The organism is Pseudonocardia sp., assembly GCF_035305885.1.
In the GTDB taxonomy this organism is placed as follows: Bacteria; Actinomycetota; Actinomycetes; order Mycobacteriales; family Pseudonocardiaceae; genus Pseudonocardia.
The window spans coordinates 1-11217 of the sequence record NZ_DATGOP010000027.1 but is presented as its reverse complement, the minus strand read 5'-3'; the positions used below and the strand labels follow the sequence as shown (position 1 = coordinate 11217).

Below are 11217 nucleotides of genomic sequence, written 5' to 3'. Positions count from 1 at the left end.
GCGACGTCGAGATCGGCCGCTCCCCCACCCGACCCCACCTGCTCGCCTTCCGCGCCCCCGACGGCGTCGTCGTGGCCAACCTCAGCGGCGACGACACCCAACTCGGCGACCAACCCCTCGCCCCCTGGGAGATCCGGGTCGACCACCGCGACACCTGACCCGGACGCGGAGTGTCACGGGCTCGGCCGTCTGTGTGATGTAGGCCGCCCCTCTCGATCAACCTATTGAAGTGAGGCTCACCTTATATGAGGGTGGGCAAGGTTGATCTCGAGGGAGAGGGCGTGCGGATGACACAGGACGGGCCGCTGGACCTGGTGGGGGTCGGTTTCGGGCCGTCGAACCTGGCGCTGGCCGTGGCGATCGCGGAGCACAACGCCGCCGTCGCGGAGCACGACGCGAACACCTCCGCCCGGCTGCGGGCGCGCTTCGTGGAGCGACAGGCCGAGTTCGGCTGGCACCGGGGGATGCTGCTCGAGGACGCGACCATGCAGGTCAGCTTCCTCAAGGACCTCGTCACCCTGCGCAACCCGGCCAGCGAGTACGGCTTCCTGTCCTACCTGCACGACCACGACCGGCTCGTCGACTTCATCAACTACGGCAGCGCCTTCCCGACGCGGCTGGAGTTCCACGACTACCTCGAGTGGGTCGCGCGCCGGTTCGCCGGCGACGTCGACTACGGCACCGAGGTCACCGGCGTCGACCCGGTGCCGGGCGCCCCCGACCTGCTCGACGTCGTGACCACCCGCGGCCGGTTGCGCACCCGCAACGTCGTGCTGGCCACCGGGCTCACCCCGCAGCTGCCGGACGGGGTGGTGCCCGGTGAGCGGATCTGGCACTCCCGGGACCTGCTGCACCGCATCGACCGCATCGTCGACCCGGAGCGGGTGATCGTGGTCGGGGCCGGGCAGAGCGCGGCCGAGGCGGTGGAGCACCTGCACCGGCGGTTCGAGCGGGCGCAGGTGTGGGCGGTGTTCCACCGCTACGGCTACAGCCCGGCCGACGACACCTCGTTCGCCAACCGCGTCTTCGACCCGGCCGCGGTGGACGAGTTCTTCACAGCGCCCGCCGAGGTCAAGCGGATGATCCTCGGCTACCACGCCAACACGAACTACTCGGTGGTCGATCCGGAGCTGATCGAGTCGCTCTACCGCAGGCACTACCACGAGAAGGTCAGCGGCCGGGAGCGCCTGCGCTTCCTCAACGTGAGCCGGGTGACCGAGGCGGTCGCCGCGGGCGACCACGTCAAGGTCGCCGTCGAGTCCCTGCTGGACGGCACCCGCGAGGCGCTGACCGCGGACCTGGTGGTGTACGCGACCGGCTACCGACCCTCCGACCCCTGCGCGCTGCTGGGCGAGCTCGCCGGCAGCTGCCGGCGCGACGAGGCGGGCCGGCTCGTCATCGACCGCGACTACCGGGTCGCCACGAACCCCGAGGTGCGGGCCGGCATCTACGTGCAGGGCGCCACCGAGCACACCCACGGGCTGTCCTCGACGCTGCTGTCCAACATCGCCGTGCGCAGCGGCGAGATCGTCGAATCGATCGTCGCCCGCGCGGGCGCGACCGTCTGACTCCCCCGATCCCGGAAGAAGGGGACACGTATGTCCAGCAACCCGTTCGACGACCCGAACGGCACCTTCCACGTGTTGGTCAACGACGAGGGGCAGCACTCGCTGTGGCCCGCGTTCGTCCCGGTGCCCGCGGGCTGGCGGGTCGCGCTCGCGGACGCCGGCAGGCAGGAGTGCCTCGACCACATCGAGCGGCACTGGACCGACCTGCGCCCGCGGTCGCTGCGGCGCGCGCAGGAAGCGGCCGAGCCGCCCGCCTGACCAGCCGCCGCGCCGTCCTCGCCGTTCCGCTACCCCAGGAGTGAATCCCCCGATGTTCCGCCCCGTCGCAGGCCGCTGGCTGGTCGCCGCGGCCGCCGCGCTCGCCGTGGCCACGTCCGCGTGCGGCGCGCCCCCGGCGTCGTCCCCCGAGTCGCCGACGTCGCCGCAGCAACAGGCCACCGGGATGCCGGTCACGATCGACCACGCCCTCGGCTCCACCACGATCACCGCTCCGCCGCAGCGGGTGGTGACGATCGGCTGGAGCGACCAGGACCCGGTGCTCGCGCTCGGGGTGAAGCCGGTCGGCACCACCGAGTGGTTCGACGAGCAGCCCGGGGCGATCTTCCCGTGGGCCACCGAGGCCGCGGGCGGCCACGTGCCGGAGATCGTGTCGAACGCCGGAGAGATCAACTTCGAGAAGGTGGCGGCGCTGCAGCCGGACCTGATCCTCGCCCTGTACGAGGGCCTCGACCAGTCCGAGTACGACACCCTGTCGAAGATCGCGCCGACGGTGGCGCACCCGGCGGAGTACGACCCGTGGGGTGCCCCGTGGCAGGACATGACCCTCACCGTCGGCCGGGCGCTCGGGCGCGAGGAGCGGGCGAAGCAGCTGGTGGCGGAGGTCGAGCAGCGCTTCGCCGAGGTCAGGGCGGCGCACCCGCAGTGGGCGGGGATGACGCTGCTCGTGATGGCCACCGCGGAGGGCGGCACCTACCAGGTGTTCTCCCCCCAGGACCCGAAGTCGCGGTTCTTCGCCGAGCTCGGCTTCCAGACCCGGCCGCCGTGGATCGAGCCGCGGGTGCAGGACAACGTGGCCACCGTCAGCGCCGAGGAGTACCAGCTGCTCGACGTCGACCGGCTCGCCTGGACCTCCGACCCGGAGACGCTCGAGGTCCTGCGCGACGACCCGATCTACAACCGGCTCGACGTCGTCCGCGAGGGCCGGGTCGGCTACTTCGACTACACCACGCCGCCGTTCCCCGGCGCCGCGATCACGTTCAACACCGTGCTCAGCATCCCGTACGCGCTGGAGCGGGTCGTTCCCGAGCTGGAGCGGATGGACGCGCGACGGTGACGGCGGCGAGCATCGACGAGCTGACACCGTGGGCCCGCGCCCCGTGGCGCCCGGTGGAGGAGAAGACCTGGTCGCGGCTGTTCGAGGCGCGGGCCGCCGAGCGGCCGGCCGCGACCGCGGTGGTCTGCGAGGACCGGTCGCTCACCTACCGCGAGCTCAACGAGCGCGCCAACCGGCTGGCCCGGCTGCTGCGGGCCCGCGGGGTGGGCGCCGAGGACGTCGTCGGGCTCGCCCTGCCCCGCGCCCCCGAGCTGGTGGTCGCGCTGCTCGCCGTGCTCAAGGCGGGTGCGGCGTTCCTCCCGCTCGACCTGGACCACCCGGCCGAGCGGATCGCCCACCTCGTCGCGGACTCCGGGGCCGGCCTGGTGCTCACCACCGCCGAGCTGGCCGCGGAGCTCCCGGCGGGCACCACCACGCTCGTCGTCGACACCGCGGGGGCGGCGGCCGAACTGGCGCAGCTGTCCGGGGCCGACCTCGACGACGCCGAGCTCGGCGGCCCGATCGAGCTCGACCGGGCCGCGTACGTCATCTACACCTCCGGCTCCACGGGCAGGCCGAAGGGCGCGGTGCTCACCCACGAGGGCATCGGCAGCCTCGTCGCGACCGCCGTCGACCGGCTCGGTGTCGACGCGACGAGCCGGGTCGCGCAGTTCGCCTCCATCGGGTTCGACGTGGCGGTGTGGGACCTGACCATGTCGCTGTGCGTCGGCGGCACCGCCGTGCTGGTGCCCGCCCACCGCCGCGTGGCGGGCCCCGAGCTCACCGAGTACCTGGTCGCGCACCGGGTCACCCACATGATCCTCCCGCCGTCGCTGGTCGCCGCGCTCCCGCCGGACGCGCGGCTGCCCGAGGGCGCGGTGCTGGTGGTCGGCACCGAGACGGTGCCGCCGGAGGTGATCCGGCGCTTCGCCGGCCCGCTGCGGGTGGTCACCGCGTACGGGCTGACCGAGGCGACGGTGAACTCCACCCTGTGGACGGCCGAGCCCGGCTGGACCGGTCCGGCTCCGATCGGCCGCCCCGACCCGAACACCCACGCCTACGTGCTCGACGACGCGCTGCGCCCGGTCGGGGTCGGCGAGGTCGGCGAGCTGTACGTCGCCGGGCGCGGGCTCGCCCGCGGCTACCGCGGCCGGCCGGCGCTCACCGCCTCGCGGTTCGTCGCCGACCCGTTCGCGGCCGACGGCTCGCGGATGTACCGCACCGGCGACCGGGCCCGCTGGCGCCCCGACGGCACCCTCGACTTCCTCGGCCGCAGCGACCAGCAGGTGAAGCTGCGCGGCTACCGCATCGAACCCGGCGAGATCGAGGCGGCGCTGCTCGCGCAGCCCGGCGTCACCCACGCCGCGGTCGTGGTACGCGAGGACCGGCCCGGCCGGAAGATGCTGGTCGGCTACGTCGTGCTCGGCGACGGCGCCAGAGAGCCCGCCGAGCTGCGGGCCCGGCTGGCCGACACGCTGCCGGAGTACATGGTGCCGACGGCGCTGGTGCCGCTGCCCGGCGGACTGCCGATGACCCCGAACGGCAAGCTCGACCGCGCGGCGCTGCCGCCGCCCCCGCTCGAGTCCGGCGGCGGCCGCCCGCCCCGCGACGACGCCGAGCGGGCCTGGTGCACGCGGCTCGCCGCCGCGTTGGACCTGCCCGAGGTGGGGCCCGAGGACGACTTCTTCGCCCTCGGGGGTGACAGCATCACCGCGGTCCGGGTGATCCGGGCGGCCCACGAGGACGGGCTGCGCGTGCGGGTGCGCGAGCTGATGGAGCTGCGCACCGCGGAGGCGCTGGCCGCCCGCCACCCGGCCGCCGCCGACCCGGCCGAACCGGAGGCGGAGCGGTCCGCGCCGCTGCTCGACCCGGAGATCGCGCGGCGGGTGGCGGCCCGCTACGGGATCGGCCCGGACGCGGTGTTCCCCGCCGCACCGCTGCAGGCCGGGCTGTACTTCCAGTCGCTGTTCGAGGGTTCCTCCGGCGCCGCGGACCCCTACACCGCACAGCACGTGTTCGAGTTCGACCGCCCGCTCGACGGCGCCGTGCTCCGCCGCGCGTGCGCCACGCTCCTTTCGCGGCACGCGTTCCTGCGCGCCGCCCTCGTCGGCGACGACGTCCCGGCGCCGGTGCAGGTCGTCCTGCCGACGGCCACCGTCCCCGTCGAGGAGGTCGACCTCACCGACCTCGCCCCCGACGACGCGCTCGCCCGGCTCGCGGCCGTGGCGACCGAGCAGCGGGCCCGGCGGTTCGACCTGGCCGCTCCCCCGCTGTTCCGGATCGTCCTGGCCCGCCTGCCCGGCGACCGGCACCGCGTGGTGCTCACCCAGCACCTCACCGCGTGGGACGGCTGGTCGCACCACGTCGTCCTGCACGAGCTGTTCCTGCTGCTCGCCCACGACGGCACCGACCCGGGGCTGGCCCCGCCACCGTCGCACCTCGACCATCCCCGCTGGCTCGCCGGGCGGGACCGCGCCGCCGCCGACGCCGCCTGGCGCGACGCGCTGGCCGGGCTGGACGGCCCCACGCTGGTCGCGCCGCCGCAGCACACCGCGTCGGACGACGCGCCGGTCCTGCCGTCGACGGCCGAGCTGGAGCTGTCCACCGGGGCGGACGCGGCGCTGCGCGAGGGCGCCCGCGCGCTCGGGGTGACCGTCAACACCGTGCTCAACGCGGCCTGGGCGATCACCCTGGGCGGGTTCGTCGGGCGCACCGACGTCGTGTTCGGCACCACGGTCGCCGGCCGCCCGCCGGAGCTGCCGGGCAGCGACCGCGCGATCGGCCAGTTCCTCAACACCGTCCCCGCCCGGGTCCGGATCGACCTCGCCGAGCCGGTGCGCGACCTGCTGCAGCGCATCCAGCGGGAGCGGGCCGCGCTCGTCGACCACGAGCACGCCGGCCTCGCCGAGATCCAGCGCGCCGCCGGGCGGCAGACGCTGTTCGACACCCTGTTCGTGCTGCAGAACTTCCCGAAGCCGGACCCGGCGGTGCTCGCCGCGGCCGGCGCCCGCTACGTCGACTACACCGACGCCACCCACTACCCGCTCGCGCTGGTGGTCGCGCCCGAGACGCGGGTGCGGTTCACGCTGCAGTACCGGCCGAACGCGGTGGCCCCCGCGACCGCCACCGCCCTGCTGGCGCGGCTCGCGGCCACCGTCGAGCGCATGCTCGAGCACGTCGACGAGCCGGTCGGCCGCGTCGACGTGCTCGCTCCCGGGGAGGCCGCCGCGCTGCGCGCCACCTGGTCGGCCGCCGAACGCGACGCCGCCGACCAGGCCGTGGCCGACCGGACCGTGGCCGAGCGACTCGCGGCCGTGGCCGCGGCGACCCCGCACGAGACCGCCCTCGTCTGCGGCGACGAGCGGCTCACGTTCGGCGAGCTCGACGCGCGGATCGACTCCATCGCCCGCCTGCTGCGGGCCGGCGGCGCAGGCCCGGAGCGGGTCGTCGCGCTCGCCCTGCCGCGCTCGCCCGACCTCGTGGCCGCCCTGTTCGCCGTCATGCGGACCGGCGCGGCGTACCTGCCGCTCGACCTGGAGCTCCCGCCCGCGCGACTGTCGGCGATGGTCGCCGACGCGCGGCCGCTCTGCGTGGTGACCACCGCGACCGACGACCCCGGGCTGGGCGTGCCCGCGCTCCGGCTGGACGACCCCGGGGTCGACGCCGAGCTCGCCGGTCTGCCCGCCCTGGACGAGGTGCCCGGGTTCGCGCCCGGCACCCCCGGCCGGCTCGACCACCCGGCCTACCTGATGTTCACCTCCGGCTCCACCGGCACCCCGAAGGGCGTGCTCGTCCCCCACCGCGGCCTGGCCAACATGCTCGCCCACTCGGAGGCCGAGGTCATGCCGCGGGCGCTCGCCGCGGCGGGCGCCCGGCGGCTGCGCGTCGCGCTCACCACCTCGTTCGCCTTCGACATGTCGTGGGACGAGCTGCTGTGGCTGGTCGCCGGGCACGAGCTGCACCTGTGCGACGAGGACCTGCGCCGCGACGCCCCCCGGCTGGTCGACCACTGCCGCACGCAGCGCATCGACGTCGTGAACGTGACGCCCACCTACGCCCGCGCGCTGCTCGACGGTGGCCTGCTCGACGGCGAGCACGTGCCCGCGCTCGTGCTGCTCGGCGGCGAGGCGGTCACCGACTCGGTGTGGACGGCGTTGCGCGACGCGCCGCGCACCGACGGCGTGAACCTCTACGGGCCCACCGAGTTCAGCATCAACGCGCTCGGCGCCGCGGTCACCGACAGCGCCACCCCCGCCGTCGGCCGGCCGGTGCGGGGCACCCGCGCCTACATCCTCGACGGCGCGCTGCGCCCGGTGCTCGACGGCGCGCCCGGCGAGCTGTACCTCGCGGGCGTCGGGCTGGCCCGCGGCTACCACGGCCGGCCCGGGCTCACCGCGGAACGCTTCGTCGCCGACCCGTACGCCCCCGAACCGGGCGGGCGCATGTACCGCACCGGCGATCTGGTCCGCCGCCGCCCCGACGGCACGATCGACTTCCTCGGCCGCACCGACAACCAGGTCAAGATCCGCGGATACCGGATCGAACCCGGCGAGATCGTCGCGGCGCTGGAGGCCCACCCGCGGGTCGCCCAGGCCGCGGTGGTCGTCCACGACGCCGCGGGCCTGACCCGGCTGGTGGCCTACGCGGTGCCCGCTGACCCGGCGGCCGGGGCGTCCGCCGCCGAGCTGCGCGGCCACCTCGCCAGCCTGCTGCCGGCGCACATGGTCCCGGCCGCGATCACGGCAGTCGAGGAGCTGCCGCTCACCGCGAACGGCAAGCTGGACACCGCGGCGCTCCCGGCGCCCGTGTTCACCGGGGCGGGCGGCCGCCCGCCGCGCACCGCGGTCGAGCGCACGCTCTGCGCGCTGTTCGCCGAGCTGCTCGGCGCCGCGTGCGTCGGCGCCGACGACGACTTCTTCCAGCTCGGCGGCGACAGCATCAGCTCGATCGCGCTCGTCGGCAAGGCCAGGGAACGGGGCCTGGTCCTCACCCCCCGCCAGGTCTTCTCCGCCCGGACCCCGGAGGCGCTCGCGCTGGTCGCGACCGTCGAACGCGCCCCGGCGCAGGCCCGGCCCCCGGTCGGCCCGCTGGAGCTGGTGCGGCTGGACCTCGCCACCCTCGCCGCGCTGCGCGAGCGGTTCGGCGACCTCACCGACGTCTGGCCGCTCTCGCCGCTGCAGTCCGGGCTGTACGTCCAGGCCGTGTTCGACGACGCCGGCGCGCTGGACCTCTACACCGGGCAGACGGCGTTCGAGCTGGACCACCGGGCCGACCTCGCCCGGCTGCGCGGGGCGACGCACCTCGTGCAGCTGCGGCACCCCACCCTGCGGTGCGCCTTCGTCGAGGTCGAGGGCGAGGTCTGCCAGGTCGTCCGCGGCGGCACCGGCGACCCGCTCACCGAGCACGACCTGTCCGGCCTGGACCCGGCCGGGGCCGAGCAGCGGGCCGCGGCGATCGCGCACGCCGACCGGACCCGCCGGTTCGACCTGACCGCTCCCCCGCTGTTCCGGATGTCGCTCGTGCGCCTGCCCGGCGGCCGGGACCGGCTCGTGGTCACCTACCACCTGCTCGCCTGGGACGGCTGGTCGCACAGCACGCTGTTCGACCAGCTGTTCACCCTCTACGCCGGGGGCGCCCCGGACGCGCTGCCGCCCGCCGGGAGCTTCCCGGAGTACCTGCGCTGGCTCGCCGAACGCGACGAGGACGCGGCCCGGGCCGCCTGGGCCGACGCGCTCGCCGGTCTCGACGGGCCCACCCTGGCCGGTCCGGGGTTGTCGACCCGCCCCGGACCGGCCGCCGCGGTCCCACGGCGCACCGCGATCACCCTCCCCGCGGAGGCCACCGCGGCGGTGCAGGACGGCGCCCGGCGCTGCGGCGTCACGCTCAACACCGTGCTCAACGCGGCGTGGGGGCTGGTCGTGGGCGGCCTCACCGGCCGCGACGACGTCGTGTTCGGCACCACGGTCGCCGGCAGGCCACCCGAGCTGCCCGGGGCCGAGCACGTCGTCGGGCAGCTGCTCAACACCGTGCCGACGCGGGTGCGCACCGACCCGGCCGAGGCCGTCGGCGCGTTCCTGCGCCGCCTGCAGGACGAGCGGCTCGCGCTGGCCGAGCACGAGTTCCTCGGGCTCGGCGCCATCCAGCGCGCCGCCGGGCAGCAGACGCTGTTCGACACGCTGTTCGTGCTGCAGAACTTCGCCGACATCCCACGGGAGACGCTCGCCGCCGCCGGGGTCGTGGGGCGCAGCCACGTCGACGCCACCCACTACCCGCTGGTGATCATCGCGACGCCCGGGGCCGAGCTGGGGCTCACCGTGGAGCACGACCCCGCGGTGGCCGACGCCGACGCCGAGGCGCTGCTGCGGCGCGTGGCCGCGGTGGCGGCGCAGCTCGTCGCCGACCCGGACCGCCCGCTCGGCCGGGTGGAGCTGCTCGGGCCCGGCGAACGGGCCGTCCTCGAGCACGACTGGGCCGCATCGGCCCGGCCGCTTCGCACCGAGTCGGTCGCCGAGACGCTCGTCCGCACGGCCGCGGAGCGGGGCGACGCCACCGCGCTGGTCTGCGGGTCCGAGCGGCTCTCGTTCGCCGAGCTCGACGCGCGGATCAACCGCCTCGCCCGGCTGCTGCTCGCCCGCGGGGCCGGACCGGAGCGGGTGGTCGGGCTGGCGCTGCCGCGCGGCGCGGACATGGTCGCGGCGCTGTTCGCCACGCTGCGCACCGGCGCGGCCTACCTGCCGCTCGACCTGGAGCATCCCGCCCAGCGGCTCGCCGTGATGCTCGCCGATGCCGACCCGGTGTGCGTGCTCGCGGTCGGGGGCGCCGTTCCGGCGCCCGACGGCGTGCCGGTGGTGCGGCTCGACGACCCGCGGGTGGGCGACGAGCTCGACGCGCTCCCGCCCACGCCCCCGACGGACTCCGAGCGCCCCGGGTTCACCGCAGGGGACCCGGACCGGCTGGAGCACCCGGCGTACCTGATCTACACGTCCGGGTCGACCGGCACCCCGAAGGGCGTGGTCACCCCGTACCGCGGGCTGACCAACATGCTGGCCAACCACCGCGCCGAGATCTTCGGCCCGGTGGTCGCGGCCGCGGGCGGGCGCACGCTGCGGATCGCGCACACCGTGTCGTTCTCCTTCGACATGTCGTGGGAGGAGCTGCTCTGGCTCGTCGAGGGCCACGAGGTGCACGTCTGCGACGAGGAGCTGCGCCGCGACGCCCGCAGGCTGGTCGACTACTGCCGCGACCAGCGCATCGACGTGATCAACGTGACGCCCACGTTCGCGCAGGCCCTGCTCGACTCCGGCCTGCTCGACGGCGAGCACCGGCCGGCGCTGGTGCTGCTCGGCGGCGAGGCCGTGACCGAGTCGGTGTGGGCCGCGCTGCGCGACACCGACGGCGTGGCCGGCTACAACCTGTACGGGCCCACCGAGTACACGATCAACACCCTCGGCGGCGGCACCGGCGACAGCGCCACCCCCACCGTGGGCCGGGCGATCCACAACACGCGGGCCTACGTGCTGGACCGGGCCCTGCGCCCGGTGCCCGTCGGCTGCCCCGGCGAGCTGTACATCGCGGGCGTCGGGCTGGCCCGCGGCTACCACCGGCGGGCCGCGCTCACCGCCGAACGCTTCGTCGCCGACCCGTACGCCCCCGAACCGGGCGGGCGCATGTACCGCACCGGCGACCTCGTCGTCCGGCGCCCGGACGGCAACATCGACTTCCTCGGCCGCACCGACGACCAGGTCAAGATCCGCGGATACCGGATCGAGCCCGGGGAGGTCGTGGCCGCCCTCGAGTCGCTGGACGAGGTCGCCAGGGCGGCGGTGGTCGTGCACACCCACCGGCCGTCCGGGCTCAAGCGGCTCGTCGGCTACGTCGTGCCGGCGGTCGAGCACCCGGGCGGCGACGAGGCGCTGGTCGCGGCCGTGCGCGCGCGGCTCGCGGAGCGGCTGCCTGCGCACATGGTGCCGGCCGCGCTCGTCCCGGTGCCCGACCTGCCGCTGACCGTCAACGGCAAGCTCGACACCGCGGCCCTGCCCGAGCCGGCCTTCACCTCGGCGCGGCCGCGGCGGGCCCCGCGCACCGACGCCGAACGGCTGCTCTGCGAGCTGTTCGAACGCCTGCTGGGCGTGGGCGGGGTCGGCGTCGACGACGACTTCTTCGAGCTCGGTGGCGACAGCATCATCTCGATCGGGTTGGTCGGCCAGGCCCGCAGGCACGGGCTCGCGCTCAGCCCGCGGCTGGTGTTCGAGCGGCGCACCCCGGAGGCCCTCGCCCTGGCCGCCGCCCCCGCCGCCGAGCCGCAGCGGGCGCCGGACACCGGGGTGGGCCGGGTGC

The 11217-nt window shown here is 75.7% G+C and carries 4 protein-coding genes; all 4 read left to right on the top strand.

The genetic code is table 11. The features are described from left to right. The first annotated feature begins 287 nt into the window (after positions 1–287). Entirely contained in the window at positions 288–1568 is a 1281-nt protein-coding gene (locus VKZ81_RS04800; protein ID WP_324240177.1) for a lysine N(6)-hydroxylase/L-ornithine N(5)-oxygenase family protein, read from the top strand. 30 nt (positions 1569–1598) lie between these two features. Continuing rightward, entirely contained in the window at positions 1599–1826 is a 228-nt protein-coding gene (locus tag VKZ81_RS04795) for an MbtH family protein (RefSeq protein WP_324240176.1), read from the top strand. A 52-nt stretch (positions 1827–1878) separates the two neighbouring features. After that, positions 1879–2901: an iron-siderophore ABC transporter substrate-binding protein gene (locus VKZ81_RS04790; protein ID WP_324240175.1), complete on the top strand. Its 1023-nt coding sequence runs from the start codon at positions 1879–1881 to the stop codon at positions 2899–2901. Further along, a partial coding sequence (locus VKZ81_RS04785) for a non-ribosomal peptide synthetase (protein ID WP_324240174.1) occupies positions 2898–11217 on the top strand: 8320 nt, incomplete at its 3' end. The genes VKZ81_RS04790 and VKZ81_RS04785, both read left to right, overlap by 4 nt.

Excerpts from the sequence above, each read along its gene's own strand:
- VKZ81_RS04800 (WP_324240177.1), top strand. The coding sequence starts at position 288 with ATGACACAGGACGGGCCGCTGGACCTGGTGGGGGTCGGTTTCGGGCCG.
- VKZ81_RS04795 (WP_324240176.1), top strand. The coding sequence starts at position 1,599 with ATGTCCAGCAACCCGTTCGACGACCCGAACGGCACCTTCCACGTGTTG.
- VKZ81_RS04790 (WP_324240175.1), top strand. The coding sequence starts at position 1,879 with ATGTTCCGCCCCGTCGCAGGCCGCTGGCTGGTCGCCGCGGCCGCCGCG.